At 63.7% G+C, this 19,958-nt stretch carries 20 protein-coding genes and 1 tRNA gene; 15 read left to right on the top strand and 6 right to left on the bottom strand.

Features of this window, described 5'->3' with window-relative positions; all coding sequences use genetic code 11:
* Positions 1 to 34: 34 nt before the first annotated feature.
* The 10 genes from fabD to TK90_RS06300 all read left to right on the top strand — a co-directional run bounded on the left by fabD (position 35) and on the right by TK90_RS06300 (position 8,704).
* Complete coding sequence (fabD, locus tag TK90_RS06345; RefSeq protein ID WP_012982659.1) at positions 35 to 979, top strand: ACP S-malonyltransferase; 945 nt, start codon at positions 35 to 37, stop codon at positions 977 to 979.
* A 46-nt stretch (positions 980 to 1,025) separates the two neighbouring features.
* Positions 1,026 to 1,763 carry a 3-oxoacyl-ACP reductase FabG gene (gene fabG / locus TK90_RS06340; RefSeq protein ID WP_012982658.1) on the top strand — a complete coding sequence of 246 codons (738 nt, stop codon included), beginning with the start codon at positions 1,026 to 1,028 and terminating at the stop codon, positions 1,761 to 1,763.
* Positions 1,764 to 1,893: 130 nt separating this feature from the next.
* A complete protein-coding gene (acpP, locus tag TK90_RS06335) occupies positions 1,894 to 2,133 on the top strand; it encodes an acyl carrier protein (RefSeq protein WP_012982657.1) in 240 nt (79 codons plus the stop codon).
* Between the two features lie 129 nt (positions 2,134 to 2,262).
* Entirely contained in the window at positions 2,263 to 3,483 is a 1,221-nt protein-coding gene (gene fabF / locus TK90_RS06330) for a beta-ketoacyl-ACP synthase II (RefSeq protein ID WP_041444223.1), read from the top strand.
* An 11-nt stretch (positions 3,484 to 3,494) separates the two neighbouring features.
* A complete protein-coding gene (locus tag TK90_RS06325) occupies positions 3,495 to 4,826 on the top strand; it encodes an aminodeoxychorismate synthase component I (protein ID WP_012982655.1) in 1,332 nt (443 codons plus the stop codon).
* A complete protein-coding gene (gene pabC, locus TK90_RS06320) occupies positions 4,823 to 5,632 on the top strand; it encodes an aminodeoxychorismate lyase (RefSeq protein ID WP_012982654.1) in 810 nt (269 codons plus the stop codon). Before TK90_RS06325 ends, pabC begins: the two co-directional genes overlap by 4 nt.
* Positions 5,619 to 6,656 (top strand): endolytic transglycosylase MltG, encoded by a 1,038-nt coding sequence (gene mltG / locus TK90_RS06315; protein WP_012982653.1) that lies wholly within the window; start codon positions 5,619 to 5,621, stop codon positions 6,654 to 6,656. The genes pabC and mltG overlap by 14 nt, the downstream gene beginning before the upstream one ends.
* Entirely contained in the window at positions 6,653 to 7,312 is a 660-nt protein-coding gene (tmk, locus tag TK90_RS06310) for a dTMP kinase (protein ID WP_012982652.1), read from the top strand. Before mltG ends, tmk begins: the two co-directional genes overlap by 4 nt.
* On the top strand, positions 7,279 to 8,286 hold the full coding sequence (locus tag TK90_RS06305; protein ID WP_210399560.1) for a DNA-directed DNA polymerase: 1,008 nt from the start codon (positions 7,279 to 7,281) through the stop codon (positions 8,284 to 8,286). The genes tmk and TK90_RS06305 overlap by 34 nt, the downstream gene beginning before the upstream one ends.
* Positions 8,287 to 8,365: 79 nt before the next feature.
* Positions 8,366 to 8,704: a PilZ domain-containing protein gene (locus TK90_RS06300; protein WP_012982650.1), complete on the top strand. Its 339-nt coding sequence runs from the start codon at positions 8,366 to 8,368 to the stop codon at positions 8,702 to 8,704.
* A gap of 22 nt (positions 8,705 to 8,726) precedes the next feature.
* On the opposite strand, the gene TK90_RS06295 is transcribed toward TK90_RS06300, so the two are convergent.
* Positions 8,727 to 9,845, bottom strand: coding sequence for an aminotransferase class V-fold PLP-dependent enzyme (locus TK90_RS06295; protein ID WP_012982649.1), 1,119 nt, complete (start codon positions 9,843 to 9,845; stop codon positions 8,727 to 8,729).
* A gap of 181 nt (positions 9,846 to 10,026) precedes the next feature.
* On the opposite strand from TK90_RS06295, the gene TK90_RS06290 reads away from it, so the two are divergent.
* From TK90_RS06290 to TK90_RS06275, 3 genes are all read left to right on the top strand, one after another.
* Positions 10,027 to 11,388, top strand: coding sequence for an adenosylmethionine--8-amino-7-oxononanoate transaminase (locus TK90_RS06290; protein WP_012982648.1), 1,362 nt, complete (start codon positions 10,027 to 10,029; stop codon positions 11,386 to 11,388).
* A gap of 222 nt (positions 11,389 to 11,610) precedes the next feature.
* The gene (locus TK90_RS06285) at positions 11,611 to 12,309 is read left to right on the top strand and encodes a LuxR C-terminal-related transcriptional regulator (protein WP_012982647.1); all 699 of its coding nucleotides are present in this window, start codon (positions 11,611 to 11,613) and stop codon (positions 12,307 to 12,309) included.
* A gap of 464 nt (positions 12,310 to 12,773) precedes the next feature.
* Positions 12,774 to 13,058 (top strand): hypothetical protein, encoded by a 285-nt coding sequence (locus tag TK90_RS06275; RefSeq protein WP_012982646.1) that lies wholly within the window; start codon positions 12,774 to 12,776, stop codon positions 13,056 to 13,058.
* 140 nt (positions 13,059 to 13,198) lie between these two features.
* On the opposite strand, the gene TK90_RS06270 is transcribed toward TK90_RS06275, so the two are convergent.
* The 5 genes from TK90_RS06270 to uvrB form a co-directional block, all read right to left on the bottom strand.
* Entirely contained in the window at positions 13,199 to 13,951 is a 753-nt protein-coding gene (locus TK90_RS06270) for an S-methyl-5'-thioinosine phosphorylase (protein ID WP_012982645.1), read from the bottom strand.
* Positions 13,952 to 13,964: 13 nt separating this feature from the next.
* The gene (locus TK90_RS06265) at positions 13,965 to 14,516 is read right to left on the bottom strand and encodes a hypoxanthine-guanine phosphoribosyltransferase (RefSeq protein WP_012982644.1); all 552 of its coding nucleotides are present in this window, start codon (positions 14,514 to 14,516) and stop codon (positions 13,965 to 13,967) included.
* 158 nt (positions 14,517 to 14,674) lie between these two features.
* On the bottom strand, positions 14,675 to 15,043 hold the full coding sequence (locus tag TK90_RS06260) for a DsrE family protein (protein ID WP_012982643.1): 369 nt from the start codon (positions 15,041 to 15,043) through the stop codon (positions 14,675 to 14,677).
* Positions 15,044 to 15,181: 138 nt separating this feature from the next.
* Positions 15,182 to 16,189, bottom strand: a complete 1,008-nt coding sequence (gene nagZ / locus TK90_RS06255; RefSeq protein ID WP_041444221.1) for a beta-N-acetylhexosaminidase — start codon at positions 16,187 to 16,189, stop codon at positions 15,182 to 15,184.
* A 78-nt stretch (positions 16,190 to 16,267) separates the two neighbouring features.
* A complete protein-coding gene (gene uvrB / locus TK90_RS06250) occupies positions 16,268 to 18,301 on the bottom strand; it encodes an excinuclease ABC subunit UvrB (RefSeq protein ID WP_012982641.1) in 2,034 nt (677 codons plus the stop codon).
* A 103-nt stretch (positions 18,302 to 18,404) separates the two neighbouring features.
* Here uvrB and TK90_RS06245 point away from each other — a divergent pair, with 103 nt between their 5' ends.
* Together TK90_RS06245 and TK90_RS06240 are read left to right on the top strand one after the other, a co-directional pair.
* On the top strand, positions 18,405 to 19,595 hold the full coding sequence (locus tag TK90_RS06245) for a pyridoxal phosphate-dependent aminotransferase (protein WP_041444220.1): 1,191 nt from the start codon (positions 18,405 to 18,407) through the stop codon (positions 19,593 to 19,595).
* Between the two features lie 55 nt (positions 19,596 to 19,650).
* Positions 19,651 to 19,726, top strand: a tRNA-Asn gene (locus TK90_RS06240).
* Positions 19,727 to 19,958 lie beyond the last annotated feature (232 nt).

Genomic DNA, 19,958 nt, shown 5'->3' with positions numbered 1-19,958 from the left:
TACGCCCGCTTTTTACGCGCGAGACGAATAGCGAATGACCACTACCTGGGCCGCAGTCTTTCCGGGGCAGGGCTCCCAGTCCACCGGCATGCTCACTGATCTGGGCGACGACCACGCGGTCGTACGCGATACCTTTCAGGAGGCTTCGGACTGCCTGGATGCCGATCTGTGGAGCCTGTGCCAGCACGGTCCGGTCGAGCAACTGAACCAGACCGAATGGACCCAGCCGGTGATGCTCGCGGCCGGCGTGGCCACCTGGCGGTTGCTGACGCAGCAGACGGACGCGCGTCCCGCCGCGGTGGCGGGCCACAGCCTGGGCGAGTACAGCGCGCTGGTCGCGGCGGGCGTGCTGCGGTTCCCCGATGCGGTGCGACTGGTGGCCGAACGGGCTCGGGCCATGCAGGCTGCCGTGCCCGAGGGCGAGGGCGCAATGGCTGCGATCCTCGGTCTCGACGATGCCGCGGTCGAACAACTCTGTGCGGAGAACGCGAGTGGCGAGGTCCTTGAGGCCGTCAACCTGAATGCCCCCGGGCAGGTGGTGATCGCAGGCGCGGCCGTGGCGGTCGACCGGGCGGTTGGTGCGGCGAAGGACGCCGGGGCCAAGCGGGCGCTCAAGCTGCCCGTGTCCGTGCCGTCGCATTGCGCGCTGATGCGGCCGGCCGCCGAACGCCTGCAGTCGGTTCTCGACACGACGAGCTTTGCGGCCCCGGAAATCCCCGTTTGGCAGAATGTGACTGCGGCGCCCGCCGAGACGGCCGAGGCGATCAAGGCCAATCTGTCCGCGCAGCTCTACCGGCCGGTGCGCTGGGTGGAGACCATCCAGGGGCTTCGCGGCCAGGGTGTTGCGGTACAGGTGGAATGCGGACCGGGACGCGTGCTCACCGGCCTGGCCAAGCGGATCGATCGCGGGCTGGAACTGTTCGATGTGGCCGATCGCGATACCCTGGACGCCACCGTGAACCGGCTGGCAGCCGGCTGATCCACTACATTCGATTCCCAGTACGTCCAAACACAGAAGGCGAATGATGTCCGATAACAAACGAGTGGCCCTGGTGACCGGGGCCAGCCGCGGCATTGGCGCGGCCATTGCCCGCCGTCTTGCGGACCAGGGCCTGCAGGTCGTGGGCACCGCGACCAGCGAATCCGGCGCCCAGCGCATTACAGAGGCGCTGTCCGAGTGGAACGGGCGAGGCATTGCCATGGATGTGACCGACGCGGATTCGGTCGCGGCCGGGCTCGCCAGCATCCAGGAGCAGGAAGGACCGGTGGAGGTGCTGGTGAACAATGCCGGCATTACCCGCGACAACCTGTTCATGCGGATGAAGGACGAGGAGTGGGATGCGATCATTAACACGAACCTGTCCGCTGCTGCCCGACTGACGCAGCGCCTGCTGAAGGGCATGATGAAGCTGCGTCGTGGCCGCATCATCCTGATCGGCTCCGTGGTCGGCTCCGCTGGCAATGCCGGTCAAACGAACTACGCGGCGGCCAAGGCCGGGCTCGCGGGTTTCGCGCGGTCTCTGGCACGCGAGGTGGGTAGCCGGAATATCACCGTTAATACGGTCGCCCCGGGTTTCATTGATACCGATATGACCCGCGAGCTCGGGGACGAGACCAAGGAACACCTGCTGGGCCAGATCCCGCTGGGGCGCTTGGGCGCGCCGGAAGAGATCGCGGCTGCCGTGGGCTTCCTGGCCTCCGAGGAGGCCGGCTACATCACCGGCGAAACACTGCATGTGAACGGCGGGATGTTCATGCACTGATCAACCCGCGGGGCCCGAGGTCCCGCGCAGGCCCGAGCGGTTCGCGTCTCCCTGGAACGCAGCCGGGCTTTTCTCTAGAATGGCGAACCTTCAAACGAAGCCGCCTCAATTGGAAGGGGATTTCTGAACCATGAGTAGCATTGAAGAACGCGTCAAGAAGATCGTTGTCGAGCAGCTGGGCGTCAAGGAAGAGGACGTCACCAACAGTGCCGCCTTTGTCGACGACCTGGGTGCCGACTCGCTGGACACCGTGGAACTGGTGATGGCGCTCGAAGAAGAATTCGAGACGGAAATCCCGGACGAGCAGGCGGAAAAGATCACCACCGTGCAGCAGGCGATCGACTACATCAACGAGCACATGAAGGACTGATTGGGCGCCCCCTGGGCGCTCGAACAGGACGCGGACGGGCCTCTCTGCGAGCAGAGTGGCCCTTCGTCGTTTCGTTGAGCGCGTATTTCAGTCTTTCCGAGGAGAACATCATTGGCTAAGCGACGTGTCGTGATTACCGGACTGGGCATTGTGTCCCCGGTCGGCTCTACCATCGACAAGGCCTGGTCCAACATCAAGGCCGGCAAGAGCGGCATTTCTCCCATCGACGTATTCGATGCATCGGAGATGCCGGTCAAGATTTCCGGAGCCGTGCGGGACTTCGACGCCAATGAGTATGTCCCGACGAAAGACCAGAAGAAGATGGACACGTTCGTCCTCTACGGTCTGGCCGCCGGGATTCAGGCGCTGGACGACTCGGGTCTGGAAGTCACCGAGGAAAACGCGGACCGCATCGGGGTCGCGATTGGGTCCGGGATTGGCGGCCTGCCGTATATCGAACGGTCCTATGCCGCTTACCTCAAGGGCGGCGCACGCAAGATTTCGCCCTTCTTCGTGCCCAGTGCAATCATCAACATGGTGGCGGGTAATCTCTCCATCATGCGCAACCTGCAAGGTCCGAACATCTCGATCGTGTCGGCCTGCGCGACCGCGACGCACAACATTGGCGACGCGGCCCGCATGATCGCCTATGGCGATGCGGATGCGATGGTGGCCGGCGGTGCCGAGATGGCCACGACTCCACTGGGGATCGGCGGCTTTGCGGCGGCGCGCGCGCTGTCGACCCGGAATGACGATCCCGAGCGGGCCTCGCGCCCCTGGGATCAGGATCGCGACGGCTTTGTACTCAGTGACGGTGCCGGCGTGATGATGCTCGAGGAATACGAGCACGCCAAGGCGCGCGGGGCCCATATCTACTGCGAAGTCGCCGGCTTTGCATGGAATGCCGATGCCTACCACATGACCCAGCCTTCTCAGGATGGAGCGGGTGCGGCCAAGTGCATGCTTCGTGCGCTGAACGATGCCGGAGTGAACCCGGAAGAGGTGGGCTACATCAATGCCCATGGTACGTCCACTCCCGCGGGCGATCTCGCGGAAACGCAGGGGCTGAAGAAGGCCTTTGGTGATCACGCCTACAAGCTGCTGGTGAATTCCACCAAGTCGATGACCGGGCACCTGCTGGGTGCGGCAGGTGGCATCGAGGGTGTGTTCACGGCGCTGGCGCTGCGCGATCAGATCTCTCCGCCGACGATCAATCTCGAAAATCCGGGTGAAGGCTGCGATCTGGATTATGTGGCCAATGAGGCACGCGAGATGAACACGAAGGTGGGCCTGTCGAACTCCTTCGGTTTTGGGGGCACGAACGGCACCCTGGTGTTCCGCACCCTCTAGCTCGCCAGCATATGGCTGTCGAACGGCTGGGGCGCGGGATCGATCTGGCGCCCCTGGCCCGGCGCTTCCCGGAGCGCTATCCCCACCTGCTCGAGTCGGCCCTGATTGGTCAGGCGCCGGCTCGTTATTCGATCCTGTTTGCTTTTCCCGGTGTAACGGTCGATGCCCGAGCGAATGACGATCTGTTGTCCGTGCTCGATCAGGACCTGAGCGATTCAAGGGCCTCCACTGAAATCGAGCCGGGTTATGACCATCTGCCTTTTCTCGGCGGCTGGTTTCTCTATTTAGGGTATGAATGGGCATGGGACCTGGAACCCGCCCTGGGCCGCTGCCACGCGGATCCCTGGTTGCCCACCGCCCGTGCCATCCGCTTTCCCGCCGCCATCATTGTGGATCATCACGACGATCAGACCTTTCTGGTGAGCGAGGAGGGGGCAGACGCCCTCGTGGACATGCGGGCAGATGTCGAGCGGTGCCGGGGGGATGTACTGGGGCCAGGCGCCTTGCCGGAGCTCGTGATCGACGAGGAGAAGCCCGAGCGCTATCGCGAGGCGGTGAAGCAGGGACTCGAGTACATTCGCGCGGGCGATACCTTTCAGGTGAATCTGTCGCGCGAGTGGAAGGCCTCCAGCCTAGAGGCACTCGACGGGGCTTCGTTGTACGCGCGCCTGCGGCGCGCGAATGCCGCACCGTTCGCCGCCTGGCTACAGTTTCCCGAGGGCCAGGTGATTAGCTCATCGCCCGAGCGTCTGGTATCTGTGAACGGTGGCGAGGTTGAGACGCGGCCCATCGCCGGCACGCGCCGCCGGGACGACAATGCGGATAAAGATTCTCGTCTTTTTAGTGAACTACGCGGGAATATTAAGGAACGGTCTGAGCACGTGATGCTGGTTGATCTGGAGCGCAACGATATCGGGCGGGTGGCCGCGGCCGGGAGCGTGCGGGTGGCCGAACTGATGACCGTCGAGAGCTACCGGCGGGTTCATCATATCGTGTCGAGTATCGTGGGACGGTTAAAGCCCGGGACGCGCGCGGGCGATGTGCTGCGAGCCGTGTTTCCGGGCGGGACCATTACCGGGTGCCCCAAGATACGCAGCATGCAGATCATCCAGGAGCTCGAGGGTGGCGCGCCCCGAGGGGCGTACACCGGGTCCTGTGGCTATGTGAGCCGGCATGGGCGCATGGATACCAACATCCTGATCCGCACCCTGGTGCTGCGCGGCAACGAACTGCGCTTTCGCGCGGGCGCGGGCATCGTGGCGGACTCGGACCCCGATCGCGAACTCGCCGAGACCCGCCACAAGGCCCATGGTCTACTGGATGCATTGGAGAAACAGGCGTGATCCTGGTCAATGGCGTCGAGAGCTGCGTGCCGGGTGACGATCGGGGTCTGTTGCTGGGCGATGGTCTGTTCGAGACGATCATGATGGAGGCTGGTCAGCCACGCCTGTGGCGTTATCATGTCGCCCGCCTTGAGCGGGGCCTGAAACGACTTGGCTTTCCGCCCGCCGACGAAGCGCTGCTGCGCGAAGAACTGCAGCAGGTCGCACCGGAAGGGCGCTGTGTGGCGCGAATTACCATTACCCGCGGGCAGGGACCGCGCGGTTATGCGCCGCCCGACGCGATAGCGATGACCCGGATTGTCTCCGGCGGCGCCCTGCTGACTCCATCGACTGGTAGCGACCCGGTTCCGTTGCGCATGGGCTGGTCGCGTGTTGCGATGGCGATTCAGCCCGCGCTGGCAGGGCTCAAGCACACGAGCCGCCTGGAGCAGGTGGTAATCCGGCAAGGCTGGGAGTCCGGCTGGGACGAGGCCGTCGTTTGCGATACGCAGGGGCGGCTGGTGAGCGCCACGCAAGGCAATCTGTGGTGGCGTCAGGGGTTGGACCTGTTCACCCCCCCGGTGGACCAGGCGGGAATCGCGGGTACGCGCAGGGCCTGGGTATTCGACCATGCAGCTGCCTGCGGCTTGGCCGTGCACGAGCAGAGCGCGGAACCGCAGGCACTGGGCCAGGTGGACGGGCTTTATGTCAGCAATGCGCGGCTGGGATTATACCCAGCCCGGCTGATCGAAACGGACACGCCGAGTACGGCATGGCAGGATGACCCGGTTCGGGTTCTGAGTATGGCGCTCCATGAAGCGGATTAGTGGTTGGATAATCGGAATGGTGCTGGTCGGCGTGATGGCTGGAGGCTGGTGGTTGGCCGATCGCTATCACCAGGATCTCAACCAGCCACTGGCGCTCGACCAGACCGAGCGGTTCCAGCTTGAGCGGGGGCAGGGGCTGCGTCAGGTGAGCAAGGAATTCGAACGGCGCGGCTGGGTCGAGCAAGCCTGGATGGTCGAGCTGTACGGGAGGCGCCAGGGACTGGCGCCGCGGCTACAGGCGGGCGAGTACGCGGTCGACGCCGGTGCGACACCGCGCAGCCTGTTGCACGCCATGGCGCGTGGAGAGGTGGTACAGCATCGATTGACCGTCCCGGAAGGCTGGACGGTTGCTCAGGCCTTGCGTGCCTTGCGCCAGCACCCCGAGATCGAAGGGCCAGCGGAGTCCGTCGGGGTCGATAACCTGCTGGATGCATTGGGACTTGAGGAACTGGAGCATCCCGAAGGCTGGTTCTTGCCGGACACCTACTTCTTTGGCTCCGGAACCGATGCCCTGGATGTGCTGCGGCGTGCGCATCGCGCGATGGATGCCACACTGCACTCCGCCTGGGAGTCGCGTACCGAGGGCCACCCGGTCGAGTCACCGTACGAACTCCTGATCCTGGCCTCGATCATCGAACGCGAGACCGGGCGCGGCGAGGAGCGTGACCGGGTTGCGGGCGTGTTCGTGAACCGGCTCCGCCGTGGCATGCTGTTGCAGACCGACCCGACGCTGCTCTATGTGCAGGAACCTGGCGTGCAGCGGCTGACCCGCGCCGAGCTCCAGCGCGATCACCCCTACAACACCTACACTCGAGCCGGGCTGCCGCCGACCCCGATCGCCTTGCCGGGACGAGCGGCGATCGAGGCGGCTGCGCGGCCGGCCGAGACGAACGACCTGTTCTTCGTCTCCAGGGGCGATGGCACGCACCACTTCTCCGAGACGTATCGTGAGCATCGCCAGGCCGTGATTCGCTATCAACTCGGGGGCGATGGTACTCGCTATGGCATCCGGAACCGACAATGACGGCCGACGCATCCAGCGATGCCCGCTTCGTGGTCCTGGAAGGCATCGAAGGCTCGGGCAAATCCACGCAGCTCGCCACGGTGGTGGAGAGCCTGCGCGCGACGGGCATCGAGCCTGAATGCACGCGGGAACCGGGGGGTACGGCGCTGGGCGAGCGGTTGCGGGGGTTGCTGCTCGATCCCGACCTTCCCGGCATGTGTCCGGAGGCAGAGCTGCTGTTGATGTTTGCCGCCCGGGCGCAACATCTCGCCTCGGTGATCCGGCCTGCACTCGCGGCGGGCCGCTGGGTGGTCAGTGATCGCTTCACTGATGCCAGCTTTGCCTATCAGGGTGCCGGACGCGGGCTAGGGGCGGAGCGCGTGGCCCGGCTGGAAGACTGGGTGCAGGGCGATCTGCGGCCCGACCTGGTCCTGTTGCTGGATATCGATCCGGCCACCGGGCTGGAACGCGCCGTGCAGCGGGGCCGACGAGACCGCATAGAGCGGGAGGCCCTGGAGTTCTTCGCACGGGTACGCGAGGCCTATCTGGAACGGGCGCGGGCCTATCCTGAACACTATCGGGTCATTGATGGCCACGGCACCCCTGAACAGGTGGCCGACTCGGTCCGTCGGGCGCTGGACGAGTGGCAAACCAAGACCATGCCCCGGGGCGTCTGATGCCGATCCAACCGCCCTGGCTGGAACCCATCCGGAAGCGCCTCGTGCGGCGCGGGCGGGACGGGCGCTTGCCCAGCGGGATTCTGATCACCGGAAGCCCGGGGCTGGGCAAGACGCTGTTGACGACCAGCGTTGTCCAGAGTCTGCTGTGCCAACGGGCATCCGGTAATGAACCCGCCTGCGGCGAGTGCAACGCCTGTCGCAGCCTGGAGGGCGGCGTGCACCCGGAGGTACGGTTGCTGGAGCCCGCCGAGCCCGGCAAGGACATCCTGGTCGATGCCGTACGCGACGCCACGGAATTCCTCACCCTGAGCGGCTCGGGCGGGGCACTGCGCGCGCTGATTATCCGTCCAGCCGACGCACTGAACGTGAACGCGGCCAACGCCCTGCTGAAGACACTGGAAGAACCGCCCGCCGGGGCTACGCTGTTTCTCGAGGCCGCGCGTCCCGCCAGTCTGCCCGCAACCATTCGCAGCCGTTGCCAGCAAGTCGATGTCGTCAGTCCTTCGATAGAACAGGTCCACGAGTGGCTTGCGGCTGAAACCGATCAGCATGAACGGGTGGCTGAAGCCTACGCTGCGAGCCTCAATCGTCCGCTGCTGGCGCGGGAGATCCTGACGGATTCCGCGGCGCTGGAGGCCTGGGAGACCGATCGTCAGATCCTGACTGGGCTCCTGAATGCGGCAGATCTGCATTCTAGTGCTGCCGCCCTGCAGCGCAGCGTTCCGGAACGCTTGCTCCCGCGCCTGCAGGCCTTGCTGTTATCGGCGCAGCGCCTGCTGCTTGCGGGGCAACTGGATACCTTTGGCGAGCAATTTCCGCGCGACCGCCTGCTGGACTTCGCACGCGCGCGCGGCGCGCGTCGTCTCGCCTGGCTGGCGCAGCAGTCACTGGAGTGGCAACGCCAGAGTGGCGCAAACCTGAATCCGGCGCTTCGCAGCGAGACCATCGCGCTTGCGCTGGGGCGACGCTGACAGGATGCCCCAAGGGGGTGGCGCGCGCCACGCGGGATAGGGGATACTCGCTAGTCCAGACACCGTCACGGGAGGGAACATGGCCGGGCAGGGCATGCTGACCTTGGCAATCAAGGAAAAACCGGCGCTGTACGCCGCTTACATGCCCTTCGTGACCAACGGCGGGCTGTTTATCCCTACCGACAAGTCCTACAAGCTCGGAGACCAGGTCTTCCTGTTGTTGTCGTTGCTGGACGACTCTGACCGCCTGCCGACCCCGTGCACGGTGGTGTGGATCACACCGCCGAGGGCGCAGGGCAACCGACTGCGTGGCGTCGGCGTACAGTTCAACAAGTCCGACAAGGGTGTGACACACCGTCGAATCGAGGAACACCTGGGCGGCATGCTCAACTCGGACCGCAAGACCCACACGTTTTGAACTGTTGGATTGCTCCGGCCTGTCAGGCCGCGATCCCGAGAGCCTTCTGCACCTGATCCAGAGCACGCTCGATCTGCTGATCCGTCAGGTAGTAATGGGGCGAGAAGCGGATACCCCCACCCCGTACCGCGCACAGGACTCCGCCAGCCTGGAGCTGAGCGTAAACGGTGTCGAGATCTGCCGCAGGCGGGCGGAAGGTCAGAATCCCCGCACGACGGACACGCGGCGTAAGCACCTCGCACCCCATCGCCTCTAGTTCCTCGGCCAGGTGGTGCCAGTGGAAGCAGATGTCGTGGTCGATGTTCTCGATCCCCACCTCCAGCAGTAGCGAGAGGCTGGCATGCAGCGCATGGATGCCCAGCATGTTGTGGCTGCCCGGCTCGAATCGGCGCGCCGACGGGGCAGGGGTCAGGCTCGGGTTTGCGAAGTCACCGGCGTGGGCCAGCATGTTCCAGCCGTACTCTTGTAACCGCAGCTGTTCGCGAATCTCCGGGTTCACGTAGAAGATCCCGATTCCCTCGGGTGCCAGCATCCACTTGTGGCCATCCGCCATCACGAAGTCTGCGTGGCAACCCGGAGCGTCGAAGTGCAGCGCGCCCAGGTGCTGGATCGCGTCGACACAGAACAGGATCCCGCGGGCGCGCAGCTCCGCCCCGAGTGCCTGGATATCCACGCGTATGCCCGAGTCATAACGCACCGCACTGGTTGCGACCAGCCGCGTCTGACGGTCGCAGGCAGCCAGCAGGTCGCGTTCGGGTTCATCGCCGACCTCGACCTCGCGCACCTCGACGCCGAACCGTTCGCCCGCCGCGTGCCAGACGACCCGGTTGGATGGGAACTCCCCGGCCGGAAAGACGATATTGTCTCCCGCCGACCAGGGCAGACCGAACGCCACCATCGACAGCGCTTCCGAGGTGTTCTTGACGAAGGCGATATCCGCCGCATCGCGAGCGCCGATCAGGGCGCGTGCCAGCTCGCGCGTCGCATCCACCTGCTTGAGCCATCGGCCGTAGTCCTTCGATCCCTGACGGACGTTCTCGCGCGCGAACTCGCAAACCGCCTCTTCGGTGCGCCTTGGCCAGGCGCCCACCGCCGCGTGGTTGAGGTGAATGATGTCTTGCTGCGGAAATTCGGGGTGCATGGGATCCTCCTGGCCGGCAGCAAAGGGTACCCCAGAAGAGGGGGGTGGCTGAATCCCGGGGCACAGGCGGGATGCCTTGTCCGGCCACGGACCCCCTGCTACTTTCCGCGCATCGAAAAACTCGCCCCTCCGGCGCCTTCTTTCCAGCGCAGAGGAGCCACAGCGCCCGAGAATTCACTGCATGGACAACGAACAGCTCAAACGCCGGGACCTGCGTGCCCTCTGGCACCCCTGCACCCAGATGAAGGATTACGGAGAGGAGGGGACCTTGCCCCTGCTCCCGATCCAGCGCGGGGAGGGCGTCTGGCTGTACGACTTCGACGGCAATCGGTATCTCGATGCCATCAGCTCCTGGTGGGTCAACCTGTTCGGCCATGCGAATCCCCGGATCAATGCTGCGGTACGCGACCAGCTGGACGAGCTCGAACATGTGATTCTTGCGGGCTGCACGCATGAGCCGGTCGTGGAGCTGTGTGAACGGCTGATCGACCTCACCCCCGATGGGCTCGATCGGGTGTTTCTGGCGGACAACGGGAGTGCCGGGGTGGAGGTCGCACTCAAGATGAGCTTCCACTACTGGCTGAACAGTGGCCGGAGCGAAAAGACCCGATTCATACGGCTGTCCAACAGCTACCACGGGGAGACCCTCGGGGCGCTTTCCGTCAGCGATGTCCCGCTCTACAGCGCCACTTACAAGCCCCTGATGCTGGATGTGATCACCGTACCGGCACCGGACTGCTACGAACGCGAGCCAGGGGAGAGCTGTGCCGATGTAGCGCGCCGCCAGTTCACCCATATGGAGGCCGCGCTCGCCGAACACGCGGACGAGGTTTGTGCCGTCATCGTGGAGCCGCTGGTGCAGTGCGCAGGGCACATGCGCATGTACGACCCTGAGTACCTGCGTCTGCTCCGCGCCGCCTGTGATCGCCATGGCGTTCACCTGATCGCCGACGAGATTGCGGTGGGTTTTGGCCGAACGGGAACCATGTTCGCCTGCGAGCAGGGGCCCGTGGTCCCGGACTTTCTGTGTCTGTCCAAGGGGCTGACAGGCGGATATCTGCCCATGGCCGCTGTTCTGACGTCCGATGATATCTACAACGCCTTTTACGATGATTACGAGAAACTCAATATGTTTCTCCATTCACATTCGTATACGGGTAATCCTTTGGCCTGTCGTGCCGCGCTAGCGACGCTGGACATCTTTACTTCTGAACTCGTTCTTGAACGTAACAAAGTGCTGGCGTCTCACATCAAAAAGCGCCTTGCACCGCTCGCCGATCACCCCCATGTGGCGGACGTGCGGCAGCACGGCATGATTGCTGCGGTAGAACTCGTACAAGACAAGGCCTCCCGTACGCCTTATCCCTGGCAGGAACGTCGAGGCCTGGAAATCTACCGGCATGCCCTTACTCGGGGTGCGCTTTTGCGTCCATTGGGTAATGTCTCCTACCTCATGCCGCCCTACGTGATTACCGAGGACGAGATCGACTTCCTTGTCGAGGTGATGACCGAGGGTATCCACCGCGCCACACATCAACCTTAGACCGCCTAGTCATTCTGTGTATTCTCCGGGTGAGTTTCATCGCTCTGTGCTTGACGGGCCATCGGACCTGTGCCTATATACTTTTTAAAAGTACGGATACGTAGTTGGTATTAGGCCCATCGGAAGGGCTCCAGAGGCAAGTCTGACAAATCTAATCGGTTGACTCGGACCCGCCTCGTCTTTCCAATATCAATGCTTCAAATATGGAGAGAAGGTGACGGCATGAGCGATTTAAACGATGATTCACAAGTACTGATTGTAACCTCGGCATCCCCCCAGTCGGCGCTGTTTATCGAGTACGTTTCCGAGAAAACCAAATGCTCGGTAACAGGGCTGGAGCCCGGGTCCCCAAAGGTCGCCCAGACGCTCAGGGATTACAGTCTTGCACTGTTTGACGCCAGCGCCCTGGACGAGCGCGATATTGGGCATGTGCAGCAGGCCGTCGCGGACGGGGCAAAAACGGTCTTCGCCGGATTCAATATTCCGAACGAAGACGAGGCACTCCGACTCCTGGATGTGCTTTACCTGCAGGGCATTTTTTACAAGACGGATCAGCTGGACCTTTTGTGCAAGGGGATCCTGTGCCTGCTGAACGGCGACTTCTGGATGTCCCGTCACCTGATGACACGGCTGGTGCGGCTGTATCGTCAGCAACGGACCAACACCTATCGGCCCGCCTGTGGGTTGACCCAGCGCGAACTGGAAATCCTCGCCATGCTGGGTTCAGGCGAAACGAACATGAATATCGCGAAGCAGCTGTTTATCAGTGAGCACACGGTCAAATCCCACCTGTACAACATTTTCCGCAAGATCGAGGTCAAGAACCGCACGCAGGCGATCAATTGGGCCAAGGATCATCTGGGGGCTCCGCCACCCCAGGTTATGTGGCGTCGTCGTCGCACGGAGGCACGCGCCGTCTAACCTGCGCTGGCCCCCGGCACCCCGGGCCGGAGGGATGGGGTGAGGGCGGCTGTATTTGCCAAACCGTCCTCACCAGGCGAGGCGGGCGCAATGCCTGGAGCGGATGTACCTGCGCCATCGATCAAATCTGGAGCGTAGGACGAACGGCTGACCGAGCCGGCGATCCTCGATCGATTCGCAATCACATGGCTCATACTTCTCGCGTGATAACGACCGACAAAGCTCTCCCGAAAAACCACCCGTTATTCTGATGCCTGCCGTCAATCCGACCGCCATACTGCAGTTGGATTAACGGTCGGAGGCCGCCGTCGTGCCTGCACCCGCCGAGGGGGCCCGCGAGCGCCTGCCAGGCGATGCCGGAATTTACCTCGACCCCGACACCCGCGATCGGCCAGGCATCCTGGTCCGTCATGTTCCTGGCGATCCCTGACGGATTGCCCTTGGCCTGGAGAGGTGTTCACGCGATGTCGACATCGCCCAACGAATCGCGTATCGGCCTGCAAGCCTCCGGGCCCGAGGGTACCGCGTATTCCATTACCTGCACGGTCACCCGAACCCACGACGTCGAGGAAGTGGAATTCGAAGGCGTCGTGCCACTGGAAGTGGAATTTGAGGGGATCGGCGTGGATTGCAGGGTTGTACAACTCAGCGGGCCGGGGTATCTGGATCTGGTCCTGACGAAAAACGGCCATGTCACGCGTTCCCGTTGCCATGGTCTGAACAGCACCATGAACCTGAGGATCCGGTGACAGGGGCACTTGACCAACGCCACCCATAACGACGCATAATACATATTATGTTAAGTCCTGGATCCGTGAGGCACCGCCGCTTGTTCTAGTCGACGTGCCCCCTCGCCGGAAACGGCGCTCGTCAGCCTCGTCCCTGCGGTTCAGGACAACGTCTCGATCACGTGCGTGAGCACATCCTTCACCCGTGCCATCCCTTGATCCAGGTTTCGACCGATCTCGTCCATGGTGATCTCGCCCTCGGCACGACCGGCCGCCCAGTTGGCGATCACGGCGCAGCAGGCGTAATTCAGCTCCAGCTCGCGCGCCAGCGCCGTCTCCGGCATGCCGGTCATTCCCACCAGGTCGCAGCCGTCTCGCGCCATGCGGTCGATCTCGGCGGCCGTCTCCAGCCGCGGGCCCTGGGTAGCCCCATATGTCCCTCGGTCTGCCGCTTCGATGCACAGGTCATCAATCGCGTTCAGCAGGGTCTCCCGCACGCCCTGGTTGTAGGGCCAGGTCATGTCGATATGGGTGACCTCTTCGAGGTCGCCGCCTTCGAAAAAGGTATTAGCGCGTGACCAGGTGTAATCGATGATCTGATCGGGAATCGCGATCATGCCCGGCTTCATGGCTTCGGTAATGCCGCCCACGGCCGCGACCGCAATCACGTTATCGACTCCGGCATGCTTCAAGGCCCAGATGTTGGCCCGGTAGTTCACCTGGTGCGGCGGGATGGTGTGACGGGCCCCGTGCCGAGGGAGGAAGACGATCTCCGTGTCATTCAGCCGACCGAAGACCAATGGTCCCGACGGTTCGCCATACGGGGTATGCATGACCTGTCTGCGGGTAATCTCCAGCGACTTCAGCTGGGTCAGGCCGGTGCCGCCGATCACGGCAAGACGGGGTGTCGACATATCGCGGGTATCCCTAGTGGTTCGCGACGGCAAAAATGCCGGGTGCGTTGCGGAGGTAGTCCTGGTAATCCATCCCGTAGCCAAACACGTACCGATTCGGTACCTCCAGGGCCGCGAAATCGACGGTAATGGCCGGATCGCGTTCGGGATTGGCCTTGTCCACCAGTACAACGGAATAGACCTTCTCGGCGCCCTGCTCTTCGCAGAAAGCCTGGATGCCTTCCAGGGTAATGCCACCATCGAGGATGTCATCCACGATCACGACGGTACGGCCCTTGATCGGTGTCTGGGGGCGCGCGAGCCAGTGCAGCTGCTCCCCGCCCCGCGTGCCGCCGCGATAGCGCGTGGCATGCAGATAATCGACCTGCATTGGAAACGACCAGCGGGTCAGCAGCCCGCCCATCAGGACGACCCCGCCATTCATCACGCCCAGGACCAGGGGGTTGCGGTCCTTGAGCACCTGTGCCGTGCGTTCCGCCAGGCGGTCGATCGCGGTCTCGACTGCATCGCGGCTGTATAGGCAATCGGCATCTCGGAGCGTTGCGCGGGCCTGTTCCGGGCTCATCAAGGGTCCTGCGGTGGTGGTTTGGAGGAAGGATGTTGGCCGAGCGTCTGACAGACGGCAAGGCCTGGGTCCGGTATGAGCGGGCTTTACAGGGTCCATAAACGCAACCGGCCGGCGCAATGGCCGGCCGGATGGCAAAGCGACGGACGGGTAGACCCTTAGTAGGTAAAGGTCACGGTGTCGTCGTCCATGGCTTCGGAAATCACGTAGGCGCCGCCCACGGTTTCTTCGATTTCCGGGATCAGGTCGTTGCCCCACAGATCCAGAGTCGGGGTGCAGACCTTCATCACCACGCCGGCTTCGTGAGCGTCTTTCATGAAGTCGTAGACGCTCTTGCTGGAGCCTTCCTGGACAAACAGGTTTTCGGCAACGCCCTTCTTGGCCAGCTCGCCGGCACGACCGGTCATTACGACTTCAACGTCATATTCCATCGCGGCGGCCACGGTGGCCTGGAAGAACGGGGCACCCAGCTCAGACGGGTTGCTCGGATCGGTGTTAACCATGACGATCAGGAGCTTGTCGGCCATTTTTGATCTCCAACTTCAGTGGTGAGTGTGAATATTAACAGCTGCTCAAGCGCAAACCGGTGGCGCATTATAGGCGTGCCAGCGCCTGTGCGCCAATGTGCCCGCGGGAGTAACTCCTCCGCTCGGGGGGCGGGGTCTTCAGGCAGTCGCTGCCTGCCGGGCCGCAAGCCAGTGATGCAGCTGAGCGCGAAGGGCATGAATCCGCCTGGGATCATGCGCAATGGATTGTGCTCGCAACGCCTCGACCCTTCCTAAAGCGTGGGCGTCGAGCGGCTGTCCCTGCTGCGCCTCGAGGATGGCGTCTGCCTGCTCGGGCTGGTTGCAGATCAGCACCATGTCGCAGCCTGCCGCCCGCGCCGCCGCGGCCCGCTCGGCCGGGCTGCCGATGGCCTCGGCACCGGCCATAGCCAGATCATCGCTGAGAATTGCCCCGCGGAACCGCAGTTCGCGGCGCAGGATGTCCTGTAGCCAGATCCGCGAGAATCCGGCGGGCTGGTCATCCACCTGTGGGTACAGCACATGGGCGGGCATCACGGCATCGAGATCGCCCAGCACCGGGCGAAAGGCCGCGATATCGTCGGCCTCGATCTCGGCCAGCGGGCGGTCATCCACCGGGAGTGCGATATGGGAATCCGCCTGGACGGCCCCGTGTCCGGGGAAATGCTTGCCCACACTGGCCATGCCGCCGGCCGCGAGCCCGCGAATCAGGTCGCCGGCCAGGCGTGCGATGACATCGGGATCATGGTGGAACGCACGATCCCCAATCACCTCGCTGACACCGATGTCCCGGTCCAGTACCGGGGTGAAGCTGAAATCGATGCCCGCCTCGCGCAGCTCCAGCGCCAGCAATTCCCCGGTCGCATTGGCGAGTTCGCAGGCCTTGTTGCGATCGTAATCATCGACATGCCCCAGCTCGCGCATGGGCGGTAGCGCGGTGAAGCCGTCCCGCAGCCGTTGCACGCGTCCGCCCTCCTGATCCACGGCGATCAGGATGCCGGGTCGCTCCGCGCGTATCGCATCGGTGAGCGCCCTCACCTGCTCCGGCGTACCAGCGTTGCGGGCAAAGAGGATGACGCCGCCTGTCGCCGGGTGGCGCAGGCGTTCACGGTCTTCCGGGGTGAGTTCCAGACCGTTCACATCGAGCATGACCGGCCCCAGGGGCAGGGATACGGGAGAAGCCATTGAACCTGTACTCAACTGGCGCTCGTGACCCGAGCAATCTTTTTAGGATAGCGAGGCTTCCGGGCGGAACGCGAGTGCTTTGAGCTTCTCGATGCGGTCACGGATCCGCGCGGCCTCCTCGAACTCCAGGTCGCGAGCCTTCTGGAACATCTCCTGTTCCAGCTTTTCGATCTCCTTGGCGGCCTGCTCCGGGGCGTCGATGTAATCCGGCGCCTCTTCGGCCACCTTTTTCTGGCCACGCCGGCGACCGGAGCCCGGCGTGGCATTACGGGCCTCGAGGATGTCGGCGACATTCTTGCGAATGCCCTGCGGGGTGATGCCGTGCGCCTCGTTATGGGCGATCTGCTTCTCCCGCCGGCGCTCGGTCTCGTCGATCGCCCTTTGCATCGATCCGGTGACCTTGTCGGCGTACAGGATGGCCTTGCCGTTCACGTTGCGTGCCGCCCGCCCGATGGTCTGAATCAGCGAGCGATCGGAGCGCAGGAAGCCCTCCTTGTCGGCGTCAAAGATCGCCACCAGCGAGACCTCGGGCATGTCCAGGCCCTCGCGCAGCAAGTTGATCCCCACCAGCACGTCAAACTCCCCGAGGCGCAGGTCGCGGATGATCTCCATACGCTCGACGGTGTCGATATCCGAATGCAGATAGCGCACCCGCACGCCGTGTTCCGAGAGATAGTCGGTCAGGTCCTCGGCCATGCGCTTGGTCAGCGTCGTGATCAATACACGCTCGTCGCGCTCCACCCGGTCGCGCACCTCGGACAGACAGTCGTCGACCTGGCTGCCCGCCGGGCGCACCTCGAGAATCGGGTCCAGAAGCCCGGTGGGCCGGACGACCTGATCGACGATGGCCCCGGCATGCTCGCGCTCGTACGGCCCCGGTGTGGCCGAGACGTAGATGGTCTGCGGCTGCAGGGCCTCGAACTCCTCGAAGCGCAGGGGGCGGTTGTCCAGCGCCGAGGGCAGACGGAAGCCGTATTCCACCAGCGTCTCCTTGCGCGAGCGGTCGCCCTTGTACATCCCGCCCACCTGGGGCACCGACACATGCGACTCATCAACCACCAGCAGCGCGTCCTTCGGCAGGTAGTCGAAGAAGGTGGGCGGCGGCTCGCCCGGGGCCCGGCCGGAGAGATAGCGCGAGTAGTTTTCGATACCGTTGCAGTAGCCGATCTCCAGGATCATCTCCAGATCGAACAGGGTGCGCTGCTCCAGGCGCTGCGCCTCGACCAGGCGATCCTCCTTGCGCAGGAAATCCAGACGCTCCTTGAGCTCGTCGCGAATCTGATCCACCGCGCCCAGCAACGTCTCGCGCGGGGTCACGTAGTGCGTCTTCGGGTAGATGGTCAGGCGCGGGACGGTACGCAGCTGCTCACCGGTCAGCGGGTCGAAGTACGATAGCCGCTCGATCTCGTCGTCGAACAACTCGATGCGCACGGCCTCGATCTCGGATTCCGCGGGATGGATGTCGATCACCTCCCCGCGTACGCGGTAGGTGGCGCGCCGCAGCTCGGTGTCGTTACGGGTGTACTGCAGTTCCGCCAGACGGCGCAGCAGGTCCCGCTGGTCGATACGGTCCCCGCGCTGGAGGTGCAGGACCATGGACAGGTATTTGCGCGGATCACCGAGGCCGTAGATGGCCGACACCGAAGCCACGATGATGGCATCCCGGCGTTCCAGCAGGGCACGCGTCGCGGACAGGCGCATCTGTTCGATGTGGTCGTTGATCGAGGCATCCTTCTCGATGTAGGTGTCCGAGGACGGGACGTAGGCCTCCGGCTGGTAGTAGTCGTAGTACGAGACGAAGTACTCCACCGCGTTGTTCGGGAAGAACTCCTTGAACTCGCCATACAGCTGCGCGGCCAGGGTCTTGTTCGGTGCCAGGATGATGGTCGGACGCTGCAGATTCTCGACGACGTTGGCGATCGTGAAGGTCTTGCCCGACCCCGTCACACCGAGCAGGACCTGGTGGGCCAGCCCGGCCTCGATGCCATCGGTCAGCGCGCGGATCGCCGCCGGCTGATCGCCGGCGGGCTGATACTGCGATACCACCTTGAATTGTTCGCCTTCATCTGGCTGCACGCCTTATCCTCCGCGCCTGATTTCAGTATTATTTCGCGAGCCCGCGTCCGGTTGCGCATTCGCGCCTGGCCGTTCATCCAAATCAACCCGCATGAGGCCCGCCTTGGATATCGAGCTTTCCGATCGCGTTCAGCGCATCCAGCCCTCCCCTACCCTGGCCGTCAGCGCGCTCGCCGCGCAGTTGCGGGCCGAGGGTCGCGATATTGTCGGGCTGGGGGCCGGCGAGCCGGACTTCGATACCCCGGAGCATATCAAGCAGGCGGCGATCGACGCCCTTGCCCGCGGGGAAACCAAGTACACTCCGGTGGATGGTACCCAGGGCCTGAAAGACGCCATCATCCGCAAGTTTGATCGCGACAACGGGCTTTCGTTCGAGCGTGACCAGATTCTGGTCTCCTCTGGCGGCAAGCAGAGCATCTTCAACCTCTGCCAGGCCCTGCTGAACCCCGGTGACGAGGTGGTGATCCCCGCGCCCTACTGGGTCTCCTACCCCGACATCGCACTTCTGGCCGGTGCGCGGCCCGTAGTAGTCAGCGCCACCCAGGAGGCGGGATTCCGGATCACAGCCGAGCAACTCGCGGCAGCAATCACGCCGAATACCCGCCTGATGTTTATCAACAGCCCGTCCAACCCCACTGGAGCCGCCTACTCGGCCGACGAGCTGAACGCCCTGGCCGAAGTGCTGCGCGAACACCCCCGGGTGGTGATCGCCACCGACGACATGTACGAACACATCCGGTTCGGCTCTGCACCGTTTGTCAACATCGTGAATGTCGCACCGGATCTGCTCGAGCGCACGGTCGTGCTCAATGGCGTGTCCAAGGCCTACGCGATGACCGGCTGGCGTATCGGCTATGCCGGCGGACCAAAGAACCTGATTGCGGCAATGAAAAAGATCCAGTCGCAGAGCACTTCCAACCCCACCTCGATCGCTCAGGCCGGTGCTCAGGCCGCGCTGGATGGCGATCAGGGCTGCGTAATTGCCATGTGTTCCGCGTTCGCCGAACGGGCGCGACACGTGGTCGACGGCCTGAACGCGATCGACGGCATCGACTGCCTGATGCCCGACGGCACCTTCTACTGCTTCCCACGGGTCACCGGCCTGATGCAGGCGGCCGACATTGACACCGATGTCGCCCTCACCAAGCAATTGCTGGACGAAGTCGGAGTCGCCCTGGTGCCCGGCAGCGCATTCGGCGCCCCGGGTCATGTGCGCGTGTCGTTTGCCACCAGCGTCGACATGCTCGACAAGGCACTGGATCGACTCAGGCAATTCGCCGCGACGCACCGCTGAAGCAACAATTGAAGCTTGACGGGGTGGCCGCCCCCCATTACGATCTGCGGCCAATTCCCCGGTAGCTCAGTCGGTAGAGCGGGTGACTGTTAATCACTAGGTCGGCGGTTCGAGCCCGTCCCGGGGAGCCAAATAAAACAAGGGCTTAGGCGAAAACCTAAGCCCTTTTTTCTTGCCCTCTCACCCCGTGTAAGCACTATGTAAGCAGGCGGACGCAACCCGCTTACATCGGATAACAACACGGGCAGAACCGGGCCACGGCCCTGGCCTTGGGGAATGCCTGGTGGCCGCGGGCCGGTCCGATGATTGCGGCGGGTACCGACGTCACCCATGGCGCGACAACGCGACGGCGCCCCGCTGGCT

The organism is Thioalkalivibrio sp. K90mix (assembly GCF_000025545.1).
In the GTDB taxonomy this organism is placed as follows: domain Bacteria; phylum Pseudomonadota; class Gammaproteobacteria; order Ectothiorhodospirales; family Ectothiorhodospiraceae; genus Thioalkalivibrio.
The sequence above is the reverse complement of the archived record's forward strand: the minus strand, read 5'-3'. Positions and strand labels throughout refer to the sequence as shown.

What these genes read in the sequence shown, in the direction of transcription:
- TK90_RS06275 (WP_012982646.1), top strand. Translation starts at nt 12,774, where the DNA reads ATGTCGACATCGCCCAACGAATCGCGTATCGGCCTGCAAGCCTCCGGG.
- TK90_RS06270 (WP_012982645.1), bottom strand. Translation starts at nt 13,951, where the DNA reads ATGTCGACACCCCGTCTTGCCGTGATCGGCGGCACCGGCCTGACCCAG.
- TK90_RS06265 (WP_012982644.1), bottom strand. Translation starts at nt 14,516, where the DNA reads ATGAGCCCGGAACAGGCCCGCGCAACGCTCCGAGATGCCGATTGCCTA.
- mltG (WP_012982653.1), top strand. Translation starts at nt 5,619, where the DNA reads ATGAAGCGGATTAGTGGTTGGATAATCGGAATGGTGCTGGTCGGCGTG.
- nagZ (WP_041444221.1), bottom strand. Translation starts at nt 16,189, where the DNA reads ATGCTCGATGTGAACGGTCTGGAACTCACCCCGGAAGACCGTGAACGC.
- TK90_RS06260 (WP_012982643.1), bottom strand. Translation starts at nt 15,043, where the DNA reads ATGGCCGACAAGCTCCTGATCGTCATGGTTAACACCGATCCGAGCAAC.
- TK90_RS06300 (WP_012982650.1), top strand. Translation starts at nt 8,366, where the DNA reads ATGGCCGGGCAGGGCATGCTGACCTTGGCAATCAAGGAAAAACCGGCG.
- tmk (WP_012982652.1), top strand. Translation starts at nt 6,653, where the DNA reads ATGACGGCCGACGCATCCAGCGATGCCCGCTTCGTGGTCCTGGAAGGC.
- TK90_RS06295 (WP_012982649.1), bottom strand. Translation starts at nt 9,845, where the DNA reads ATGCACCCCGAATTTCCGCAGCAAGACATCATTCACCTCAACCACGCG.
- TK90_RS06325 (WP_012982655.1), top strand. Translation starts at nt 3,495, where the DNA reads ATGGCTGTCGAACGGCTGGGGCGCGGGATCGATCTGGCGCCCCTGGCC.
- fabG (WP_012982658.1), top strand. Translation starts at nt 1,026, where the DNA reads ATGTCCGATAACAAACGAGTGGCCCTGGTGACCGGGGCCAGCCGCGGC.
- acpP (WP_012982657.1), top strand. Translation starts at nt 1,894, where the DNA reads ATGAGTAGCATTGAAGAACGCGTCAAGAAGATCGTTGTCGAGCAGCTG.
- fabD (WP_012982659.1), top strand. Translation starts at nt 35, where the DNA reads ATGACCACTACCTGGGCCGCAGTCTTTCCGGGGCAGGGCTCCCAGTCC.
- TK90_RS06290 (WP_012982648.1), top strand. Translation starts at nt 10,027, where the DNA reads ATGGACAACGAACAGCTCAAACGCCGGGACCTGCGTGCCCTCTGGCAC.
- TK90_RS06285 (WP_012982647.1), top strand. Translation starts at nt 11,611, where the DNA reads ATGAGCGATTTAAACGATGATTCACAAGTACTGATTGTAACCTCGGCA.